Genomic DNA, 20,326 nt, shown 5'->3' with positions numbered 1-20,326 from the left:
GTCCAGCGGGCGCCACGGCGCCCTTGAGGCTTGTGTTTCACCCGTGTGTATCACTTTTAAACCGTAGCATGACCGCCAGCTGGGAGCAACACGACAAGAAAGACAGGCCTAAAGTGCTACAATTGTCATGTTTGGATTGGCTGGATGTATAACCAGGGAGAATAGCCTTGGAGATTCTAGACATCTTCAAGCAGCGCGGCGAACAGAGGCGCCAGGAACACGCCCCTCTGGCCGCACGCATGCGGCCCCGCACCCTGGATGAGTTCCTAGGCCAGGAGCATCTGGTGGGGCCGGGAAAGGTCCTGCGCCGCGCCATCCAGGCCGACCAGGTGCCCTCCCTGGTCCTCTGGGGGCCTCCCGGCAGCGGCAAGACCACCCTCGCCAACCTCATCGCCGGCTTGACCAGCTCTCACTTCGAGCCTGTCAGCGCCGTCACCTCCGGCGTGGCCGACCTGCGCCGAATCATCGCCCAAGCCAAAGAACGCCTCTCCCTCCACAACCAGCGCACCATCCTCTTCATCGACGAGATTCACAGATTCAACAAGTCCCAGCAGGACGTCGCTCTCCCACACGTCGAGGACGGCACCATCACCCTCATCGGCGCCACCACGGAGAACCCGTCTTTCGAGGTCATTTCTCCCCTGCTCTCCCGCAGCCGGGTCTTCACTCTCCATCAGCTTGACGACCGGCACATCCGCTCCCTGGTGGAGCGTGCCCTCACCGATTCAGAACGCGGCCTTGGCGACTTGAGGGTTGAATTAGACGCCGAGGCTCTGGACTTCCTGGTCAACATGTCCAACGGCGACGCCCGCGTAGCGCTGAACACCCTGGAGCTGGCCGCCCAGGCCGCTGTGCCGTCGGAGAACGGCGCCCGCCGTGTGACGCTGCCCGCCGTCGAGGACGCTCTGCAGCGCCGCGCCATCCTCTACGACCGCGCCGGCGACCAGCATTACGACACCATCTCCGCCTTCATAAAGTCTGTTCGGGGCTCCGACCCGGACGCCGCCCTCTACTGGCTCGGACGCATGTTGGAGGCCGGCGAAGACCCTCTCTTCATCGCTCGACGCCTGATCATCCTCGCCGCCGAAGACATCGGCCTGGCGGACCCCCAGGCCCTGGCCATCGCCGTCGCCGCCCAGCAGGCCGTCCACCTTATCGGCCTCCCCGAAGGGCGCATCCCCCTGGCCGAGGCCACCGTCTATCTCGCCACCTGTCCCAAAAGCAACTCCGCCTACGCCGCCCTCAACGCCGCCATGGAGGACGTGCAGAAGACCCGCAATGAGCCTGTCCCCCTCCATCTGCGGAACGCCGTGACTCGCTTGATGCGCAGAATGGGGTACGGCAAGGAGTACAAGTATGCCCACGAGTATGAAGGCCACTTCGCCGCCCAGGAGCATCTCCCGCCATCCCTTAAGGGCCGCCGCTACTACACGCCCAGCGGCCAGGGCGCGGAAGGTGAAGCACAGGAGCGCCTGAATAAGTGGCGGGACGTTAAATCTAAAGGAAGCGACTCGAAAAAGGAGGCCTAATGGAACCCGTCAGACTCATTAAACCTGGCCAGCGCAGCGCCAATACCGCCCAGACCCCAGGCATGGTTCGACAGGCCGGCATCGCCCCGGACCTGACCAATAGCAAGTCCTTCTGGATGGGCTTTGTCTCCGCGCCTCCCGGGCCCAGCGGCGCCCACCACCACGGCGGCGCCGAATCCGGCATCTACATCGTGAAAGGCCGCATCCGCATGTACTACGGCGACAAGCTCCAGCATACCCTGGAGGCCGGCGCCGGTGACTTCCTCTACGTGCCGCCTCTCACTATCCACGTCGAAGAGAACGTGACCAAGGAGCCTGTGGAGCTAGTCGTGGCCCGCAACGCAGGCGACTTCATGGTGGTCAACGTCCCGGACCCTAGGAAGTCGGGCTAGATCTTCCCTCAAGTCCAGGTAACAGTTTACTCAAGGTTATCTCGGATACGGCGAACCCGAAGCTCTCCACGTTGACGCCGTAGATAGCTCGGATGCCGAAGGTGTTGATGCCCACCAGCAGTCCGTCGGCGGAGATTAGCGGCCCGCCGCTATTGCCGGGTTTCAGAGGCGCGTCCGTCTGCACCAGCCACCGGTCCTCCGTCGCCTCGTACCGATTGGCCGAGACCACCCCCTTCGTTACCGACGGCCCGCCCTCTAGGTCCAGCGCGTAGCCTATGGCGACGACATCGGTCCCGGGCTGCAGTGTCAGCGCGTCTCCAAGGGCTATCGATGTAAAGCCCGGGCTGCAGCATATCTCCAGCACCGCCACATCCCTTTGCTGGTCCGCTCCCCTTACCGTCGCTTTGTAGTCCAGGAGTTCCCGGACTATCACATTTACCTCAGTTGCGTCGCGTATTACGTGTTCATTAGTCAAGACAAAAGCGCTCCCGGTCTCCCTATTCACCCTGTAGATGACTCCGGTGCCAATGTTGCTTGAGTCTGCTCCTTCAGCCTGGACGCGGACCACGGAGGGCAGCGTCTTCTGGATAATGCTTGTAAGCGTGACTGGCGGCGTGGGAGTGGGCGTAGGTGTCGGTGTAGGGGTAGGTGTAGGCGTGGGAGTCGGAGTGGGTGTTGGCGTCAGTGTAGGCGCCAGCGTTGGCGTCGGCGTCGCTGTCGGCGGCACCGATGCCAGGGCTTCCAGCACTCGCTGGGTGATCTCGTCCGCCAGGGCCTCCGTGTCCAGGGTCGCGGGCGGCGTGGGAAAAGGGTACTTATCCAGAACAGCCCGCACTGTTGCGGGAATATCTGGTGTCCCGTTATTGCTCCCCGCCTCGCCCGTGCCCTTGCAGCCGGCCAGGAGAACAGTCAAAAGGGTCAAAAGGATAAAAACGCTTAAAAAAGGCTTCATCGACTGAAATCGGTGCCTAAGGCTGGCCCATCGACTTCGTTACCTTGGCCACCGCCTTCAAAGTCGCGTCCACATCTGCGTTACTGATGTGGCGATGCGTAACCATCCGTATCCGGCCGTACACGTAATGCACCTTCACCCCCTCCTTATCCACCCGCTTCACGAAGTCTGGCATAGTCCCGTATTTCGGGTCAATATCAAAGAAGAGGATATTTGTCTGAACTGTCTTAGGGTCGTGGATGATGCCCTTGATCTGCGACAGTCCCTGGGACAGCCGCCGCGCGTTGGCGTGGTCCTCCGCCAGCCGCTCCACCATATCCTCGATGGCGACTATCCCCGCCGCCGCAATAACCCCCGCCTGCCGCATTCCTCCCCCCACCATCTTCCTCCATCGACGCGCCTCACCAATGAACTCCTTTGAGCCGCAGAGCATGGAACCAACCGGCGCGCTTAGTCCTTTAGACAGGCAGAAGGTCACAGTATCCACATCCTTCACTAGCCTGTCCACCGGCGCTTCCAGATAAACCGCGGCGTTGAAGATCCGCGCGCCGTCCATATGCACCCGGACGCCGTGTCCGTGAGCCAAATCGCACACCGCCTTGGTCTCGCTCACCGTCATCACCCCACCGTTGCTGCGGTTCTGCGTGTTTTCCAGGCATAACAGCCGTGTCGGCGGGAAATGCGGGTTCCCTTTAGGACGAATCGCCTTCTCTACGTCGCCCGGTGCCAGGGCGCCCTGCGGCTGGTTTGGGACTAGGTGGATCTGGACGCCTCCTAGAGTAGCCACCCCTGCCGACTCATTCCAGAATATGTGGCTGTTGGCCCCCGCGATAATCTCGTCGCCGCTGCGGCACTGAGACAGGACCCCCAAGAGGTTTCCCTGGGTGCCGCTGCTCACCAGAAGCGCCGCCTCTTTTCCCATCTTATCGGCAGCCAGGGCTTCCAGCCGGTTGACCGTAGGGTCTTCCCCGTAAACGTCGTCGCCCACCTCCGCTTCCGCCATCGCCTTGCGCATAGCTTCCGTAGGCTTGGTCACGGTGTCGCTGCGAAGGTCAATGAAACCCATGCCGCCCTCCCTGCGGAAAACTCTGGCTATTCTAACAGTCAGCCTTGTCAAAGGCCAAGCCGCGCACCTAATATGGTCGTTGATGGAATCCCTCCGCCATACCTCTATCTCGGTGCGAAGCGGCAAGCTGGACCTGGAAGGCGTCATCACCTCTCCCGCTGTCATTAAAGACAGCCCCCCCGGCGTGGTGATATGTCATCCTCACCCTCTCTACGGCGGCGACATGGACAACCCCGTCGTAGCCGCCATCAGCCACTCCCTGGCCCTCTCAGGCATCGTATCCCTTCGATTTAATTTTCGAGGCGTGGGCGGCAGCCAGGGCTCCTTCGACAACGGCAAGGGTGAGGCCAAGGACCTGGACGCGGCCATGAATTTCCTGACTCAATGGCCGGGCGTGGATAAGTCAAAGATTGGCGTCGCTGGCTACTCCTTCGGCGCTATGGTTTTAATGTCCGTCCTCCCCGCTTACCCCAGGGCGCGTTCCTTCGCCATCGTCTCGCCGCCCAGCGGCGCCGTCGACCGCCCCCTGAGGTTTAAGGTCAAATCGCCAACCCTCTTCGTCGTCGGCGAGGACGACACCCAGGTTCGCACCCACACCATCCGGGAGCGCGTCGCTGGCCTCAAGGGTGACGTGCGGTTCCATCTGGTTCCCCGCGCCAACCATTTCTGGCGCGGACGCGAGGGCGAGGTGGCCGCCATCGTTTCCCAATTCTTCATCGATACGTTAATCTGATTTAATGGCCCACCCTCACCTCCCCAAAAAACTGAAAGTCCCCTGGTATCAGGACTGGCTCCTCCTGCCCGTCATCGGTATCATCTATCTCCTGGACCAGGTCACCAAGTACTGGGCCGAGGAGAACCTCTGTCCCTCCCGCTCGATTCCTGAGGAAGGCTCCTTCCGGCTTACCTGCACTTATAACACCGGCACCGCCTTCGGCCTCTTCCCAGACCAGACCATCCTCCTCATCATCGCCTCCTTCATCGGCATGGGCGTGCTCCTGCTGGTCTATCGCCATCAGCCCTTCCCAAGCCCTTGGCTGCGGCTCAGCCTCGGCATGCAGCTCGGCGGCGCCATTGGCAACCTCACGGACCGGCTCCGCTTCGGCCAGGTCACCGATTTTGTGCAGCTAGCCTGGTGGCCCGTCTTCAACCTCGCCGACGCCTCCATCGTCATCGGTATCATCATCCTCATCGCTGTGTTCATCCTCTCGGGGGATAAAGACGAAAAGAAAGCGCAAGACACTGACGCGCGACTCCAAACGGAGCCATCTCCTCCCCTGGACGCCGGCCCCAACCCGCCCCCAGCCCAGCCCACCGACTCCCCTCCGACCTCCGCCCCCCAGGAAACCCGCCCCCCAGCCCGTCCTACCGATGAAGACTAGGGAGTTCACCGCTCGCCAGGACTCTCGACGCCTGGACCTCTTCCTCACCGCCACCGACCTCAACCTTAGCCGTGCCCAGGCCCAGCGCCTCATAAAGCAGGGCCGCGTCATCCTCAACGGCGTCCTGCACCTCCCCAGCGACCGTGTTCGCGTCGGCGATCTGGTTTCTGTCACCATACCAGACCCCGCCCCGGCTGGGCTGGCGGCGGAGTCTATCCCCCTGAACATCGTTTATCAGGATGACGATTTGCTGGTAGTGGACAAGCCCGCCGGCCTCACCGTCCACCCCTCGCCCGGCCACCCATCCGGCACCCTGGTCAACGCCCTCCTGGCCTTGTATCCCGACTTGCCCGGCATCGGCGGAGAGCAGCGGCCAGGAATAGTCCATCGGCTGGACAAAGACACCTCCGGCCTCATCATGGTCGCAAAGACCGAGCAAGCCCATCGAGAGTTATCGCGGCAGCTAAAAGAGCGCTCCATAAAGAAAGGCTACCTAGTCCTGGTCCATGGCCGCGTAAAATCCAAAGAAGGCGTCGTCGACGCCCCCATCGCCCGCGACCAGCGGCATCGAAAGCGAATGGCCGTCCTCTCCTGGGGCCGCCACGCCCGCACCCGATACCGCGTTTTGTGGCAATGCGACCTGTACACCTTAGTCGAGGCCAGCCCCGAAACCGGCCGCACCCACCAGATCCGGGTCCACATGGCCCATCTCGGCCACCCCCTAGTCGGCGACACGCTATACAGCGGCAAGAATGTGGGTATATCCCGTCACTTCCTCCACGCCCACAAACTCGGCTTCACCCATCCCATCAGTGGCCAGTGGCAGGATTTCCAGTCCCCCCTGCCCGACGAGTTACGCTGCCTGCTGGAATCAGTGGGCGGCGCAGGCGTGGTAGAAAACGATTTGCTTGGGCGTGCTACAAACAGGGCAAGGTAGTGAGGCTCTCGCCCCCCTGGTCATCTCCCCCGTGAACGTGTGATACGCATTAACGGAGGTTCCAAGCCTTCGTTTTCTTCTATGATGGGCTGGTTTATGAGAAGCTGCAAACCATCTGATCAGATGGGAATTCGGGGCTGGACTGGTACTCCTCCTTCGGCCTGAAAGGCGAAGGGGGAGTTAGACGCTGTCCTGAGCCTGGTCGAAGGAGGGGGTTGTGGTGTCTCTTTTTCTTTCCCTCTTCTCAGAAAGGAGAAGAGCGATTAAGGGTGATGAAGTAGTACCGCTTATGATCAGGAATGTAATCAGAATCCTACGTCTTGTGGGTAGAGCTAGAGATGGGTCGTGGTGGAGGGTGGTGTGGTCGGTTCCTTAGTCACTGCCGCTGCATATATAGAACCCATGATAAAATCTGCCTAAGGAGGCCACTTCCAAAGCCATGTCCGTTAGAGTTAGATTTGCGCCCAGCCCCACGGGCCAGCCTCACATTGGCAACGTCCGCACCGCCCTGTTCAACTGGCTCTTCGCCCGCCGCCACGGCGGCAAGTTCATCGTGCGAATCGAGGACACGGACCAGCAGCGCCTAGTGCCCGGCGCCCTGGAAGGCATCCTCGAATCCTTGAAGTGGCTAGGCATCGACTGGGACGAAGGCCCCCAGGTTGACGGCCCCTACAAGCCCTATCTCCAGTCCCAGCGCCTCACTATTTACAAAGACGCCGTCGACTTTCTCATATCCTGCGGCCACGCCTACCGGTGTTTCTGTACCCCTGAGCGCCTCGAAGCTATGCGCAAAGAGCAGATGCAAAACAAGCAGCCCCCCGGCTACGATGGCCGCTGCCTCCGCCTCGCCCCCGACGAAAAACAAGTCTTGGAATCCTCCGGCACACCCTCCGTCGTGCGCTTCCACATGCCTGACGAAGGCATCATCCGCCTCGATGACCTCATCCGGGGCGAGGTCTCCTGGCAAAGCGAGCTTATCGACGACTTTGTCATGCTCAAGTCCGACGGCTTCCCCACCTATCACCTCGCCAACGTGGTGGATGACCATCACATGAAGATTACCCACGTCCTCCGCGCCGAGGAGTGGCTCCCCAGCACTCCACGACACCTCAAGCTCTACGAGGCCTTTAGCTGGCAGCCCCCTTTCTTCGGCCACATGCCCATGATTCTGGGGCCGGATCGCTCCAAGCTCTCCAAGCGCCACGGCGCCACCTCCGTCCTCGAATATCGAGAGAAGGGCTACCTGCCCGACGCCTTGCTGAACTTCATGGCCCTCCTCGGCTGGTCCCTGGACGATAAGACGGAGGTTATGGACCGCCGCGCCCTCCAGGGGAACTTCTCCCTGGAACGCGTCGTCAAGTCCGCCGCCATCTTCAACATCGAAAAACTGGACTGGATGAACGGCGTCTACATTCGCAGCCTGGATAAAGAGCAGCTTTGCCAGGCCTTGCTGGACTTCTGGAAAGCTTACCCGCCCGCCGGCATCCCTCAGCCCCTCGACCAGGACTACCTTCTGCGCATCCTTCCCCTCATCCACGAGCGCCTCAAAAACCTGGCTGAGGCCGCATCCCTTATCTCATTCTTCTTCGACCAGGGCTTCACGCCCAACGTCAAAGAGATGCAAAAGGCTATGGATACTTCCCGTGCCTTGCCTGCTCTAAACAGCACTCTGGATAACCTAAAAGCTGCTCCCGCCTTCGATTCCAAGACCCTCGAAGAAAGGCTCCGCGCCCTGGGCGAGCAGTTAGGCCTCTCGCCGCGGCAATTCTTCGGCCTCCTTCGACTGGCCGTCACCGCCGCCACCGTCTCCCCTCCCCTTTTCGAGACCATGGAAGTCCTGGGCCGTGAACGGTGTCTCCAACGCATCGCCGCCGCCATCGACGCCCTCACATCGGAAAATTCCTCCAGGTTGTAAGCCTCCACCGCTGTCCCTATAATTGCCCTTACCCCAACGCGTTGTGGAGGTGAGGGATGACGACGAAACAACCCCTTCCCGAGGCTGTACTGCATCCCCAGGCCATCATTTCAGAGCTGAAGAAAAACAAAATCACCCACGTGGTCTGGCTCCCTGATAGCGAGACAAACTTCATGTACCAGCAGCTTATGTCGGAGCCGACCATGAGCCTCGTCCCCGTCGCCCGCGAGGGCGAGACCATGGCCATCGCCGCCGGCCTGTGGGTGGGCGGGAAAAAGCCCGTGGCTCTTATTCAGAACACCGGCGTCTTTGAGTCCGGCGACTCTATCCGAGGCCTCTGCTTGGATATTAACCAGCCCCTGGTCATGCTCATCGGCTATCGAGGCTGGGACCGCCACGGCGTCACCCGCGACTCCGCCGCCAAGTTCATCGAGCACATCCTTCACGCCTGGGGCGTCAACTACTACCTCATCGAGACCGATGAGGACGCCTCCCGCATATCTCTTGCTCTGGAGGAAGCGGAGCGTACCTCCAAGCCTGTCGCCGTCCTCATGGGCACCGAATACGGCTCCTAGCCCTTTGGTCTTGAAAGGAGGCATCGTTAATAGAACAGAGGGCTTTACTTCTTCTTTCCTCTCCCCTTGTGGGAGAGGATTAAGGTGAGGGGTAAACCCTAGAGGCACGATCCTTTATCACCTCCACCCATCACGCTGCGTTTATCCCATGTATCTTCCACTCATCAGCATAGGAGGTCCCAATGATTAAGAACCAGGACGCCTGCCGTGTCATCGAAAAACACCGTGGCGACGCCTTCGTCGTCCCCACCATGGGCGCCGGCAACCCACGATTCGGCTGGCCCACTGTCACCCACAACGAGTCCCTGGACATCCCCCTGGGCGGCGCCATGGGCAAAGCTTCCTCCTTCGCCCTCGGCCTCGCCCTCGCCCAGCCCAAAAGGAAAGTCTTCATCCTCGATGGCGATGGCAGCCTTGTGATGAACCTGGGCACCCTCACCACCATCGCCGAAAAAGCCCCGGCCAACTTCTATCACTTCGTCTTCGAGAACGGCTGCTACGCCGTCACCGGCGGCCAGCCTATCCCCGCCGAGGGCAAGCTGAACTTCAAAGAGATGGCCCTGAGCGCGGGCTACGCCTCCGCATATGAGTTCGACAACCTGGAGGACTTCGCCTCCAACATCGCCCAGGTCCTGCAGAAAAAAGGGCCGGTGATGGTCAATCTTCGCGTCAAACCCGAGATAGAGAACATTCCGGTGCAATTCCGGGAGCGTCCCCGGCGCGGTACCGGCGTCGCGGTAAACGAAGTCCGCGAGCTCCTGCAGAAGAGCAGTTAGCTGCGCGTGAAGAAGCAGTTCCTGGACTCCATCGGCGGGCGTGTCGCTGGGATGAGCGCCTTGGCCTTAGGCTTTTGGCTCCTCTATAAGGCCTTCCTTGACGACAACATCATTTTTGGCATAGTCGGCGCGCTGGTTATCCTGGCCGGCATGTGGTTGTTCACCCGAAGCCGTGGTCTATCGGACGGTCCCCGACCATGATGCCCGCCGACGAGGCCGCCCGAATCATTAGCCTCCACCGTGGCGACGCCATCGCCGTCGCCTCATCCCGCGCCCTCGACCTCTGGACGCCCGCCTCCCAGTGCCGAAACCTTGACCTGGACCTGACCGACTGCCCAGAGCGCGTAACCGCCGTCGCCCTGGGCCTCGCCCTCGCCCGGCCCCATCACCGCATCCTCGCCCTGGAGTCCGACGCCACCCTTCGTTCCAACGTCAGCTCTCTGACGACTGTCGGGACTCTTGGGCCTGGCAACCTGGTGCATTTTCTATTTCGAGATAGCGGCCACGCCTCCACCGGCGGTTCCTCTATCCCAGGGCTGGATGCCCTGGACTTCCCCACCATGGCCAGGAGCGCCGGCTACTCTAGCTCCTTCGTCTTTGACCACATCGAGGAAATGGCCCTGGCAATGGAAGACGTCCTGAGCGCGCCAGGGCCTGTATTCGTCACGCTTAACGTCTACTACGACAATGAGCCAGCCCTACGAGTTGCGCGTTCCATGGCTGAAACCTTCCTATCCCTCAAGCACGCCCTAGCCACCAAACCCTAAACCCCATAACGATTCTTTTAGCTGGGCTAGCGTTACAACCAAGGTAGGTAGTGAGGATTCCCCTTGACTCCTCCCCCCTCGAACGACTAATGTACATTAAGCCTTACCCAATAGAAGAACCACACGCCCTTTTGATGGGTGGAGTTGGTGGTGTCCCCTCAGGTGCCCCCTCTTCCCCTGTAGTCTGGAGAAGAGGGATTAAGGGTGATGAGGGCGACCCGATTATGACCAGGCCTGTATTGCGCATCAAACGTCTCGAGTGGAAGAGTTTGAGACGGGAGTCAGGGATGCGTGGGCAGTGAGCCGCTATTCACCAACCTTACTCAAGCATCAGCGCTCCAGGTACCAGCTACGCCTTAGCCCCTTCCTTCACTCGCTTCGCCTCTTCTACCACCTTCTGTCCAATAGCAGGCGGCACCGGCTCATAGCGGCTAGGCTCCATGGAGTAGCTCGCCCGGCCCTGAGTTAAAGACCTCAGGTCGCTCGAGTACCGTAGCAGCTCCGCAAGAGGTACCTCGGCCTCAATCGTCGTGAAGCCATTCTCTGGAATCATACCCATAATGCGGCCCCGCTTGCCGTTCATATCGCCAATGACATCGCCGGTGTTGGCGTCGGGGACCTTCACCGTGAGCTTCATAATAGGCTCGAGCAGCGTGGGCCTCCCATCGAGCATCCCCTTCTTGAACGCCTGCACCGCGGCGATTTCGAAAGACATGCCAGAGGAGTCGACGTCATGGTAGCTGCCGTCGTACAGCACCACCTTCACATCCACCACCGGATAACCCGCCAGCGCCCCCTCCCCCAGAGACTTCGTGACGCCCTTCTCCACCGCAGGCCAGAACTCCCTGGGTACGGAACCACCCACCACCTCATGGGCAAACTCGAAGCCCGAGTCCCGCTCGCGAGGCTCTAGCCTCAGCAGCACGTGTCCATACTGCCCGTGGCCGCCGGACTGCTTCTTGTGCTTGTATTCTGACCGCGTCACCGACGTAATGGTCTCCCGATATGGCACCCTCGGCAGGTTCAGCGTCAGTTCTGTGCCAAACTTGCGCTTGACCTTCTCCACCGTCGTCTCTAGATGCACGTCCCCCAACCCAGACAGCAGGGTCTCGCTGGTGGACGCCTCGCGGGACAGCTTCAGGCTTGGGTCCTCCTCCACAATGCGAGCCAAGGCCTGCGACATCTTGTCCAGGTCGGCCTTGGTCTTGGGGCTTACCGCCATCGAATAGAAACCCACAGGGAAAACGACGGGATCAAAGACCAGGGGTTTGTCCTTCTGGCAAAGCGTGTCGCTGGTGGTGGTCACCGCCAGCTTGGACACCGCGCCAATGTCCCCGGGCCCCACCTCCGGCGTCGGCTCCTGCGTCTTGCCGCGCATGAAATACACCTGCCCTATGCGCTCAGACTGGCCTTTGTTGGCGTTCCATACCTCGCCGTTCGCCTTGAAGACACCGGAATACACGCGGAAGAAGGATAGCTTGCCGACGAAGGGGTCCGCCGTGGTCTTGAACACCAGGGACGCCAGGGTCCCGTCCTTGCTCGGCGACAGTTCTACCTTTTCTCCGTTCGATTGATTCTTCGCCTCCGTCTTCCCAACCTCCATCGGCGAAGGCATGTAGCCGGTTACCAGTTGCAGCAGCTCCTCAACTCCTGCGGCCTGGGTTGCCGACCCGGCCAGCACCGGCACCAGATCACCGCTCTGAATCGCTTTCTTCAGCGCCTTTTCCAACTCCTCCGGCTTTATCTCCTGTCCTTCCAGGTACTTGTTGGCCAGTTCATCGTCGCTCTCTGCCACCGCCTCAATAAGCCTTTCTTTGGCCTTCGACGCCTCATCCTTCATCGAAGCCGTGGCGTTCTCCCCCTTCCCCAGGAGGTTCACAATCCCCTTAAAGTCCTGGGCGCTGCCTATAGGCAGTTGGAACGGAACGCAGCTTCTGCCGAAGGCGGCCTGTATGCCGTTGAGAGTCCGCTGGAAATCGGCGTTCTCGCGGTCCATCTTGTTGACGAAAATAATTCGAGGTAAATTCCTCTCCTTGCACATGTTCCAAGAATTCTCAGTCCCTACCTCCACGCCAGATATAGCGCTTATGACTATAACCGCGCCCTCGCACACCCGCAGCGCCGGCACAACCTCGCCGCGGAAATCGTCATATCCCGGCGTATCCAGGAAATTAATCTTGAATCCGCTGTACTGGCAAGGCACCAGAGATGTTTGAGTGCTTGAGCGGCGCTTGGCCTCTTCAGGCTCATAGTCGGACACTGTATTACCTGCCTCGGCGGTTCCCATTCGATTTATGGCCTTGGTGGCAAAAAGCAGCGCTTCTGAAAGGGCGCTTTTGCCGGAACCGCTGTGTGAAAGAAGTACTACGTTTCGAATTTTGCTCGCTTCTGGTGAAGGCATGATAAAAGTTACCTCAAATCTGGCAGGAGCTTATCCAGGTCATTGTAGCCAAAACCCTTCAGCGTGGCAACGACGCGATTAGAAGGCCGTTTATAAGGAACAATCGTATTATCTGCATAGATTTTGTGGGAAAATATTTGTAGGCTCTTTAAGCGTGAGACTTTTCTTGAACCGATACATCGCCATATTCTTCATCGCCATGCTGATGCTTTCCGTGGGCCAGGATTCCAGCGGCTCCCTGTCGTCCGCTTCCCCGTCGACTCCTTACAAATGGGGAATCGTAAGCTGGGAGATGAAAAATTTCATGGGGAAGTGGCTTCACCTCCTGGGCCGTGCCATGCCCTGGAGCGAAAACATGAGCGAAGAAGAGGAAATCGCCCGGGTGCGTCAGTATTTCGAGCGGGCTGACGAAATAAACCAGTTGGAAGAGGTGCTTTACTCTCAAACAGCCTCGGATAGAGAGGAGTCGGGCGCAAGGCAGCTTATAAAAGAGTTGCAGTCCCTTCAAGACCGAGACAAGGCCCGAGTCGAAGAGCGCATCGAATCCCTGGTGAGCAAGGTCCTGGTCCAGGAAGGCTTCGGCGGGCCCTTCGGCCTTCTCTGGCCGCCGGTGGACATGGAGTTGGTCCTGCCGCCCACCGTCCTGGTCACCTCCCCGCGGGACGCCATCAAGCGTCAGGGCAACGTCACCCTCAGGCCGGATGTCAGCCTCGATCAAAGGGAAGCCCTGGAACACGAAATCCTTAAGTCTAGAGGTCTGTCCGCTCTGGTGGTCGACATCGGCGGTATTGCCACCTACCCCAGCATAGTCCCGCCCAACGGCGGCCTCCGCCACGCCCTGTCCACTGCCGTCCACGAGTGGCTTCACCAATACTGGTTCTTCCGGCCCCTGGGTATGAACTACGGGCGCGACTCTGACACCACATCCCTCAACGAGTCCGCCGCCAACCTCGCGGGCCGCGAAATTGGGGATAAGGTCTATGAAATCATTACCGGCAAGACGCTGACAAAGCCGGTCATTCTTTCAGACGGCCAGCTTCAAGAAGTGGTGAAAATCCTTGAAATCTTTGATTTCCGAGGCGAAATGCAGACCACCAGACTGGAAGTAGAGGAACTGCTGGCGCTGGGAGAGATTGAGACTGCGGAAAGGATCATGGAGGAGCGCCGCTTGCTGTTCCTCGACAACGGTTACTACATCCGCAAGCTCAATCAGGCCTATTTCGCCTTCCACGGCGCCTACGCCCAAAGCGCCGCCTCCGTCAGCACCGTAGATGAAGAGCTGGAGGCTTTCCGCGCCGCCGTTTCTTCCCCAGGGCAGTTCGTCCGGGATCTAGCCAAATTTTCCAGCTACCAGGAATTCAAGAATGAATTCGTCAGCATTGAGGCGGCCTGCCGGGGATGCTAAGATGAGGTAGCCTCGCTATATCTAAGGAGTCGGCTGATGCTCCCTTACTCTACCAGTATCGCCTTCAAAGAATGGGCCGTCACCGTCCGGGCCCTCGCCCAGGGCAAACAGGTCCTGCTCATGCGCAAGGGCGGTATCAGAGAGGAGGGCAGGGAGTTCAAGGTCCAGCACCACGAGTTTCTTCTCTATCCTACCTACGAGCATCAGCGCGCCGACCTCCTCCAGGAGTCCTATCGTCTCGAATACAAGCCTGCCCTTGAGCATCTCCCCAATCCTTCTAAAATCGCCTTTACTCACTGGGCTCGAGTTGAAGAGACCCTGGAACTGTGGGACGAGGCCACACTTCCCCTTCTCCAGCCTTTCCATATCTGGACTCAGGACTACGCTGAAAAACGCCTCCACTGGAAGCCCCGCAAACCTTTAATATTAATGCTGCTCCGTGTCTATAGTCTTGGTATTCCTCAATCGGTCGACTTCAAGCCCCACTACGATGGCTGCAAGTCCTGGGTAGCCCTCGACTCCCAGGTGTCCATGGGAGATCCCTCGCCGGTGTTAACCGACGCCCAGTTCCACAATGGAGTATTAAAGGTCAAGGATGTCCTTAGCCTCTCGTCCGTCAAAGCCTAAACCTACTTCCGGAGTCCCTTCTACATGAATTATCGCCTCCTCCCCCGTACTGACCTGAAGCTGTCGGAGGTAGGCTTTGGTGTTTGGACCGTGGCTACTGACTGGTGGGGCCACATAGACCGAGAGGACGGCATCCATCTCCTGCAAAAGGCCCACGACCTCGGCGTCAACTTCTTTGATACCGCCGACACCTACGGCACCGGCTACGGCGAGGAAGTCCTCGCCATGGCCTTCCCCAAACAGCGCCGCGACATCATCATCGGCACCAAGTTTGGCTACGATATCCATGACACAACCCCTCGTGTAGGACATAAAGAGCGGTCCCAGAAATGGGACCCCGCTTTCATACGGTTCGCCTGCGAGCAGAGCCTCCGCCGCCTCAAGACCGACTATATTGATATCTATCAGCTCCATAACCCTCGACTTCCTGCCATCGAAAATGACGAGCTATTCGCAACCCTGGACGAGCTTGTAAAGGAAGGCAAGTTACGGTATTACGCAGTCGCCTTAGGCCCAGACATCGGTTGGTTCGAGGAGGGCGAAGCCTCTCTAAAGTATCGCAACATTCATGCCATGCAGATAATCCACAGCATCCTTGAGCAGGAACCCTCACGCCGCTTTTTCCCCATCGCCAAAGAAAAAAACGTCGGCCTGCTGTCCAGGGTACCTCACGCGTCCGAAGTCCTCACCGACCGATACAAGACCATGCCCCAGTTTGACCCCTCCGACCACCGCGCCTTCCGCAAGCGTGAGTGGCTGGAAAAAGCTATCAAGAAAGCAAATCTATCGCGCTTCATCGCCGACGAAGCTGACCGCACCTTCGCCCAGGCCGCCATTAAGTTCTGCCTGGCCCAGGAGACCATCTGCTCCGTCCTCCCCAACATAACCAACCCTCGCGAGCTGGCCGAATACACCTCCGCCCCCGACGTCCCCAACCTCACCCCCCACGAGCTGGCGCGTCTGGACGACCTGTGGCGTTCAGGCTTCGGCGTGGAAGAAGCTCCCCTCCCCGCTGAGAGTAGCAGCTAGGCCCTCTCCTTTGAGGAGCCGCCCTAAATATGCCGAAGGGACAAGGTTGGGCCCTGGGTAGTGTGATGTCCCATTCAGGTTCTCCCCCTTCGGCCTGGAAGGCGAAGGGAGAGCTCGACGCCGTCCTGAGCCTGGCCGAAGGAGGGGGTTGTGGTATTTCTTTTTTCTTTCCCCCTTCTTCGAAAAGAGAAGGGGGACAAAGGGGGTTGAGTTCGCCCCGACTTAAGAAAGTGGCCGGATTTTCAAATAAAACCGGCTATTGATAAAACCCCCAAAATCTATCTTAATTCACACTTAATTTCGCTTGACAATGGAATTTTGCCTATGCTACGATTCGGCGGCTCTCGAAGGGGCGCCAAAGCTAGAAAACGTAAGCGATGTCCTCAACAAAGCCTATAGTATTAATCCTCAATAACTAATCTAAAGGCAAGACATCCAGCAGAGGCCCTTCAGCGTAGAAATTTCGACAACGAAGCATCCGTAAGGAGGTTAGATGAATCGCTTCCTGGGTTCCAAAGCTACCATAATCGTACTTCTAGTCAGCATTTTAGTCCTTGTCCTCGGTATTTCCGTTGTGCGCGGCGCCGGCTCCGGCAGTGGCAGCGCTGCGACAGGCCTGGGCCGTGTCCCCTCCGCCGTGGTTGACCCCGCCCGTGTCGAAAGGCCCGGCTGCACCGGCAACGTCACCTTCGACGTTATCGCCGGCGGCTTCGAGAAAGGCGACGTAGTCCTCATCTCCGTCCGCACCACCACCGGCCAGATCTTCGTCGGCGCCGGCTTCCCTGACGACACCGGCGGCTTCGTTGACGACGTCACCGTCCCCGTCACCAAGTGCGGCGTCGTGACCATGCAGGTCAAGCGGGGCCAGGGCGGTCAAGAGACCATCGTCTCCACCCCCGTCCTCGTCGTCGAAAAGAAGTAAGTCCCCTCAGTTAACAGGGCCTCAGCCCTCTAACATAGCCAGATCGCTATCACCCCCACACCCGTGGGGGTGATAGTATTTTCTGACGTATCCCTACAAAGCCTAAGGAGACTGTTAATGATCCGAAGCTTGGATGAAAAGACCCCTCGCGTCCATCCCACCGCCTTCGTCAGCGAGGCCGCTTATATCGTCGGCGATGTCACCATCGGCGAAAACTCTAGCGTCTGGCCCGGCGCGGTCCTTCGCGGCGACTACGGACGCATCACCGTCGGCAGCAACACCAACATCCAGGACAACTGCGTCCTCCACGCCGACGACTACCTGGAGGTCGGCGACAACGTGACTGTTACCCACGGTGCCGTCCTCCACTGCCACAAAGTCGGCAGCAACGTCATGATCGGCGTCAACGCTGTCCTGCTGGAAAACGCAGAGATTGGCGACAACTGCGTCATCGGCGCCGGCGCCGTAGTCCTGGCTAACACCATTGTGCCCCCCAACTCCGTCGTCGTAGGCGTCCCCGGGAAAATCCACCCCTTAAAACCCAAGCTCAAAAACCGAATTAATTCAGCCGCCGAGCATTACAAGGAAAACGCCAAACGGTTCAAAGCCGCCGGCCTCTCCACCAGGCCCAAAGCCTAAACTACAGCCGGTTACATTTTCTGCGTATATTAGGAATCAAGTAGCACCGTAAGGCATCCAATACTATCTGGCCCTCTCTCCTGTTGAACTGCGATATAGATCAAGGGATCTCTGAGTCTCTTTTTCTTTCATGAAGGCCGCTTTATGAGAAACTACAGGCCTTTTTAACGGGTGGGGCGTGGGGTCTTCCATCTGGTTCTCCCCCTTCGGCCTGAAAGGCGAAGGGGGAGTTAGACGCCGTCCTGAGCCTGGTCGAAGGAGGGGGTTGTGGTATTTCTTTATTCTTTCCCTCTTCTCCCGTAGTCGGGAGAAGAGGGATTAAGGGTGATGAGGGCATCCCGCTTATACAAAGGCTGTACGTGAAACAAACGCCTGGAGATAGAGAAATTCCCGCCCCTACCAAACGGTTGCCTACACCCCAAACTTCTTCGCCGCCTCGGCGAACCCCTTCATCGCCCCCTGCAGCACCCAGTCCTCCACGCAGTACGATATGCGGAAGAACCCGGGCGCGCCAAACCCCTTCCCCGGCACCGTCAGCACGTTCCACTCCTGCAATGCCCCCACAAACTCCACGTCGTCTTCAATAGGCGACTTCGGGAACATATAAAACGCCCCCTGGGGCTTCACAATCTGGTACCCCATCTCCGTCAGTTGGCCGTAGAGGAAGTCTCGCTTCTTCTGGTACTCCATCACGTCCACCGACGTCCCCTGCAAGTCCGCCACCGCCATCTGAATAATCGCCGGCGCGTTCACAAAACCCAGGCTTCGATTCCAAAAAATCGCCCCGTCCACAAGCTGCGCCCGGTCCTCATACCCGGGATTGACCGCGATATACCCTATGCGCTCCCCGGGTATCGCCAGGTCCTTGGAGTGCGAATGTACAGCAATCGATGCCTGATGATGCCCGAAGATACGCGGGTACTTCAGCCCGTCGAAGATTAGGCGCCGGTAAGGCTCGTCGCTTATAAGAAATATCTCTGTGCCAAACTGCTTCTCCTTCTTGCCGAGAAGTTCGCCTATCCCTTTAATGACATCTTCCGGGTACATAACGCCGGAAGGGTTGTTTGGCGAGTTAATCAGCACGGCCCTGGTCTTTTTCGTGATGAGCTCTTCCAGCGCCGCCAGGTCAGGCAGAAACGAGTCGTTGGTAGGGCAGATGATAGCCTTCCCTCGATGGTTCTCGATGTAAAAAGTGAACTCGCCAAAGAATGGGGCGAAGATAACTACCTCATCGTTGGGATTGAGGATAGTCTCAAAAATCACGTTAAGCGCGCCCGCTGCCCCGCACGTCATCACTACCTCACCCGCAGTAAACGGCAGCCCCGTCTCTCGCGCTATCGACTGCGCCACCCTCGCCCGCACCTCCGGATACCCCGCGTTCGGCATGTACCTATGCGTCCCCGGCGTCGACGAAAGCGCCAGTTGCTTCAATCGCTCGTTGAACCGCTTCGGCGGCTCCACCACCGGGTTCCCCAGCGACAGGTCGAACACTTTCATAGGCCCGTGCTTCTTCTTCAATTCGATGCCAATCTCGAACATGCGGCGTATCCAGCCGCCCTCCTCCATGGCCTGCACCGTCCTTTTAGAAACCGTCATTTACCCCTCCAACCGTCCAAATCTATCGAAATATACCCTCGTGCGCAGGCTATGTCTAGAACGCTTCCTTGCCTCTGATATTGGCCGAGACTATAATCGTCACAATTTACTACTCATAATCTCTGGAGAACTTTGTGGAATTTGGTCTCTTTGTCATGCCCATCCATCCCCCCGAAAAACCGTGGCAGCAGGTTATGAAAGAAGACACCGCCACCATCACCCTGGCCGATGAGCTAGGCATCCACGAAGCGTGGATAGGCGAGCACCATACCCTCAGGACCGAGCCTATCACCGCCCCCGACCTCTTCATCGCCAACCTCTTCGCCCGGACCAAGAAAATCAAGCTCGGCACCGGCGTTATCCTCCTCCAGCTTCACCACCCCATCATGCTGGCCCATCGCATCGCCGTCCTCGACCACCTGGGCCAGGGCAGGTTCAACTTCGGCATCGGCACCGGCGGCATGCCCACCGAGTTCGAGCTCTTCGGCATCCCCGAGCCCGAACGCCATGCCCGCGCCGCCGAAGTCATGGACGTTGTCATGAAAATCTGGCAGTCCGACGGCAACTTTGAGTACAAAGGCCAGTTCTTCAACATCACCGCCCCTAACCCCAAGCCTGAGCTTGGCGTCTATCTGCACATGAAGCCCTACACCCAGCCTCATCCTCCCATCGCCGTGGCCGCCGGCAGCCCCAACTCCCCCACCGCCACCTACGCCGGCCTCAAGAACTGGATCGTTATGAGTAGCGGCATCATGCACCCAGGTGTCCTCGGCACTATCTGGGACGCCTACCTCAAAGGTGCTCAGAAGGCCGGCAACGGCAGCCCCAGCCGAAAGATGTGGCGCGTGTCCCGCAACATCCATGTAGCCGAAAACATGAAGCAGGCCCGAAAAGAAGCCAACGAGTACGGCATGCGCCAGTGCATCACCAAGTACGCCATGGGCCAGTTCATGGCCAATCGAGGCAATTTAGACGTGTTCAAGCCCAGCAAGGATATCCCCGACAGCCAAATCACCTTCGACTGGCTCCTGGACAACACCTTCATCGTCGGCGACCCCGACTACGTATACCAGCGCATCGCCGACCTCTATCAGAAAATGGGAGGCTTCGGCACCCTCCTCTTCCAGCTCAACGGTTGGGACCCGCCCGAGGTCGGCCAAAAGTCCCTCAGCATCTTCATGAAAGAGGTCGCCCCCAGGCTGAAAAACCTATCCCCTTCATAGCGTTTGGTACTGTTTAAGGCTTGTGTATATTACAACTAACAAGCCAACTGTCATTCTTGTATCTTAAAAAAGGTCTAAACTGTTCTCCAAGCACAGCGATGCCGGCGGGGCAGGCCGTTTCATTCTCGGTCTCATTAGACCGTCGCTCAGCATGGTCGCCCCGCATGGCTCCTGGCAAGCCCGAACGGTTGAT

20 protein-coding genes are annotated in these 20,326 nt (G+C 58.9%); 16 read left to right on the top strand and 4 right to left on the bottom strand.

Annotated features, from left to right (window positions below):
- Positions 1-239: 239 nt before the first annotated feature.
- Both FJ320_04205 and FJ320_04200 read left to right on the top strand, forming a co-directional pair.
- Positions 240-1,529 (top strand): replication-associated recombination protein A, encoded by a 1,290-nt coding sequence (locus FJ320_04205; protein MBM3925178.1) that lies wholly within the window; start codon positions 240-242, stop codon positions 1,527-1,529.
- Positions 1,529-1,921, top strand: coding sequence for a cupin domain-containing protein (locus tag FJ320_04200; GenBank protein ID MBM3925177.1), 393 nt, complete (start codon positions 1,529-1,531; stop codon positions 1,919-1,921). The genes FJ320_04205 and FJ320_04200 overlap by 1 nt, the downstream gene beginning before the upstream one ends.
- Here the strand turns inward: FJ320_04200 and FJ320_04195 are convergent.
- Together FJ320_04195 and ltaE are read right to left on the bottom strand one after the other, a co-directional pair.
- Positions 1,905-2,648 (bottom strand): serine protease, encoded by a 744-nt coding sequence (locus tag FJ320_04195; GenBank protein MBM3925176.1) that lies wholly within the window; start codon positions 2,646-2,648, stop codon positions 1,905-1,907. The genes FJ320_04200 and FJ320_04195 overlap by 17 nt on opposite strands.
- A gap of 241 nt (positions 2,649-2,889) precedes the next feature.
- Positions 2,890-3,939 (bottom strand): low-specificity L-threonine aldolase, encoded by a 1,050-nt coding sequence (gene ltaE / locus FJ320_04190; GenBank protein ID MBM3925175.1) that lies wholly within the window; start codon positions 3,937-3,939, stop codon positions 2,890-2,892.
- Between ltaE and FJ320_04185 the strand changes: the two genes are divergently transcribed.
- From FJ320_04185 to FJ320_04150, 8 genes are all read left to right on the top strand, one after another.
- Entirely contained in the window at positions 3,929-4,672 is a 744-nt protein-coding gene (locus FJ320_04185) for a hypothetical protein (protein MBM3925174.1), read from the top strand. The genes ltaE and FJ320_04185 overlap by 11 nt on opposite strands.
- A gap of 4 nt (positions 4,673-4,676) precedes the next feature.
- Positions 4,677-5,321, top strand: a complete 645-nt coding sequence (gene lspA / locus FJ320_04180; GenBank protein MBM3925173.1) for a signal peptidase II — start codon at positions 4,677-4,679, stop codon at positions 5,319-5,321.
- On the top strand, positions 5,311-6,258 hold the full coding sequence (locus FJ320_04175) for an RluA family pseudouridine synthase (protein ID MBM3925172.1): 948 nt from the start codon (positions 5,311-5,313) through the stop codon (positions 6,256-6,258). The genes lspA and FJ320_04175 overlap by 11 nt, the downstream gene beginning before the upstream one ends.
- A gap of 439 nt (positions 6,259-6,697) precedes the next feature.
- A complete protein-coding gene (locus FJ320_04170; protein ID MBM3925171.1) occupies positions 6,698-8,173 on the top strand; it encodes a glutamate--tRNA ligase in 1,476 nt (491 codons plus the stop codon).
- Positions 8,174-8,229: 56 nt separating this feature from the next.
- Positions 8,230-8,748 (top strand): hypothetical protein, encoded by a 519-nt coding sequence (locus FJ320_04165; protein ID MBM3925170.1) that lies wholly within the window; start codon positions 8,230-8,232, stop codon positions 8,746-8,748.
- A 182-nt stretch (positions 8,749-8,930) separates the two neighbouring features.
- On the top strand, positions 8,931-9,524 hold the full coding sequence (locus FJ320_04160) for a thiamine pyrophosphate-binding protein (GenBank protein ID MBM3925169.1): 594 nt from the start codon (positions 8,931-8,933) through the stop codon (positions 9,522-9,524).
- 6 nt (positions 9,525-9,530) lie between these two features.
- Positions 9,531-9,725, top strand: a complete 195-nt coding sequence (locus FJ320_04155) for a hypothetical protein (GenBank protein MBM3925168.1) — start codon at positions 9,531-9,533, stop codon at positions 9,723-9,725.
- Positions 9,722-10,291: a hypothetical protein gene (locus tag FJ320_04150; GenBank protein MBM3925167.1), complete on the top strand. Its 570-nt coding sequence runs from the start codon at positions 9,722-9,724 to the stop codon at positions 10,289-10,291. The genes FJ320_04155 and FJ320_04150 overlap by 4 nt, the downstream gene beginning before the upstream one ends.
- A 349-nt stretch (positions 10,292-10,640) precedes the next feature.
- On the opposite strand, the gene fusA is transcribed toward FJ320_04150, so the two are convergent.
- Positions 10,641-12,692 (bottom strand): elongation factor G, encoded by a 2,052-nt coding sequence (gene fusA, locus FJ320_04145; GenBank protein ID MBM3925166.1) that lies wholly within the window; start codon positions 12,690-12,692, stop codon positions 10,641-10,643.
- A gap of 166 nt (positions 12,693-12,858) precedes the next feature.
- On the opposite strand from fusA, the gene FJ320_04140 reads away from it, so the two are divergent.
- From FJ320_04140 to FJ320_04120, 5 genes are all read left to right on the top strand, one after another.
- On the top strand, positions 12,859-14,097 hold the full coding sequence (locus FJ320_04140) for a hypothetical protein (GenBank protein MBM3925165.1): 1,239 nt from the start codon (positions 12,859-12,861) through the stop codon (positions 14,095-14,097).
- Positions 14,098-14,133: 36 nt separating this feature from the next.
- Entirely contained in the window at positions 14,134-14,724 is a 591-nt protein-coding gene (locus tag FJ320_04135; GenBank protein MBM3925164.1) for a DUF1802 family protein, read from the top strand.
- A 24-nt stretch (positions 14,725-14,748) separates the two neighbouring features.
- Positions 14,749-15,753 (top strand): aldo/keto reductase, encoded by a 1,005-nt coding sequence (locus FJ320_04130; protein MBM3925163.1) that lies wholly within the window; start codon positions 14,749-14,751, stop codon positions 15,751-15,753.
- 493 nt (positions 15,754-16,246) lie between these two features.
- Positions 16,247-16,675, top strand: coding sequence for a hypothetical protein (locus FJ320_04125; protein MBM3925162.1), 429 nt, complete (start codon positions 16,247-16,249; stop codon positions 16,673-16,675).
- Between the two features lie 117 nt (positions 16,676-16,792).
- Positions 16,793-17,314 (top strand): gamma carbonic anhydrase family protein, encoded by a 522-nt coding sequence (locus tag FJ320_04120; GenBank protein ID MBM3925161.1) that lies wholly within the window; start codon positions 16,793-16,795, stop codon positions 17,312-17,314.
- A 411-nt stretch (positions 17,315-17,725) separates the two neighbouring features.
- Here FJ320_04120 and FJ320_04115 read toward each other — a convergent pair whose 3' ends face one another.
- Positions 17,726-18,910 carry a pyridoxal phosphate-dependent aminotransferase gene (locus FJ320_04115; GenBank protein ID MBM3925160.1) on the bottom strand — a complete coding sequence of 395 codons (1,185 nt, stop codon included), beginning with the start codon at positions 18,908-18,910 and terminating at the stop codon, positions 17,726-17,728.
- Positions 18,911-19,044: 134 nt separating this feature from the next.
- Between FJ320_04115 and FJ320_04110 the strand changes: the two genes are divergently transcribed.
- Complete coding sequence (locus FJ320_04110; GenBank protein ID MBM3925159.1) at positions 19,045-20,133, top strand: LLM class flavin-dependent oxidoreductase; 1,089 nt, start codon at positions 19,045-19,047, stop codon at positions 20,131-20,133.
- Positions 20,134-20,326 lie beyond the last annotated feature (193 nt).

The sequence above is a fragment of the SAR202 cluster bacterium genome (assembly GCA_016872285.1).
Taxonomy (GTDB): domain Bacteria; phylum Chloroflexota; class Dehalococcoidia; order Lucifugimonadales.
Note: the sequence above shows the minus strand (reverse complement) of the source record. Positions and strands in the feature narration are given on the sequence as shown.

What these genes read in the sequence shown, in the direction of transcription:
- FJ320_04205 (MBM3925178.1), top strand. Translation starts at nt 240, where the DNA reads ATGCGGCCCCGCACCCTGGATGAGTTCCTAGGCCAGGAGCATCTGGTG.
- FJ320_04200 (MBM3925177.1), top strand. Translation starts at nt 1,529, where the DNA reads ATGGAACCCGTCAGACTCATTAAACCTGGCCAGCGCAGCGCCAATACC.
- FJ320_04185 (MBM3925174.1), top strand. Translation starts at nt 3,929, where the DNA reads ATGAAACCCATGCCGCCCTCCCTGCGGAAAACTCTGGCTATTCTAACA.
- ltaE (MBM3925175.1), bottom strand. Translation starts at nt 3,939, where the DNA reads ATGGGTTTCATTGACCTTCGCAGCGACACCGTGACCAAGCCTACGGAA.
- lspA (MBM3925173.1), top strand. Translation starts at nt 4,677, where the DNA reads ATGGCCCACCCTCACCTCCCCAAAAAACTGAAAGTCCCCTGGTATCAG.
- FJ320_04175 (MBM3925172.1), top strand. Translation starts at nt 5,311, where the DNA reads ATGAAGACTAGGGAGTTCACCGCTCGCCAGGACTCTCGACGCCTGGAC.
- FJ320_04170 (MBM3925171.1), top strand. Translation starts at nt 6,698, where the DNA reads ATGTCCGTTAGAGTTAGATTTGCGCCCAGCCCCACGGGCCAGCCTCAC.
- FJ320_04165 (MBM3925170.1), top strand. Translation starts at nt 8,230, where the DNA reads ATGACGACGAAACAACCCCTTCCCGAGGCTGTACTGCATCCCCAGGCC.
- FJ320_04160 (MBM3925169.1), top strand. Translation starts at nt 8,931, where the DNA reads ATGATTAAGAACCAGGACGCCTGCCGTGTCATCGAAAAACACCGTGGC.
- FJ320_04150 (MBM3925167.1), top strand. Translation starts at nt 9,722, where the DNA reads ATGATGCCCGCCGACGAGGCCGCCCGAATCATTAGCCTCCACCGTGGC.
- fusA (MBM3925166.1), bottom strand. Translation starts at nt 12,692, where the DNA reads ATGCCTTCACCAGAAGCGAGCAAAATTCGAAACGTAGTACTTCTTTCA.
- FJ320_04135 (MBM3925164.1), top strand. Translation starts at nt 14,134, where the DNA reads ATGCTCCCTTACTCTACCAGTATCGCCTTCAAAGAATGGGCCGTCACC.
- FJ320_04130 (MBM3925163.1), top strand. Translation starts at nt 14,749, where the DNA reads ATGAATTATCGCCTCCTCCCCCGTACTGACCTGAAGCTGTCGGAGGTA.
- FJ320_04125 (MBM3925162.1), top strand. Translation starts at nt 16,247, where the DNA reads ATGAATCGCTTCCTGGGTTCCAAAGCTACCATAATCGTACTTCTAGTC.
- FJ320_04120 (MBM3925161.1), top strand. Translation starts at nt 16,793, where the DNA reads ATGATCCGAAGCTTGGATGAAAAGACCCCTCGCGTCCATCCCACCGCC.
- FJ320_04115 (MBM3925160.1), bottom strand. Translation starts at nt 18,910, where the DNA reads ATGACGGTTTCTAAAAGGACGGTGCAGGCCATGGAGGAGGGCGGCTGG.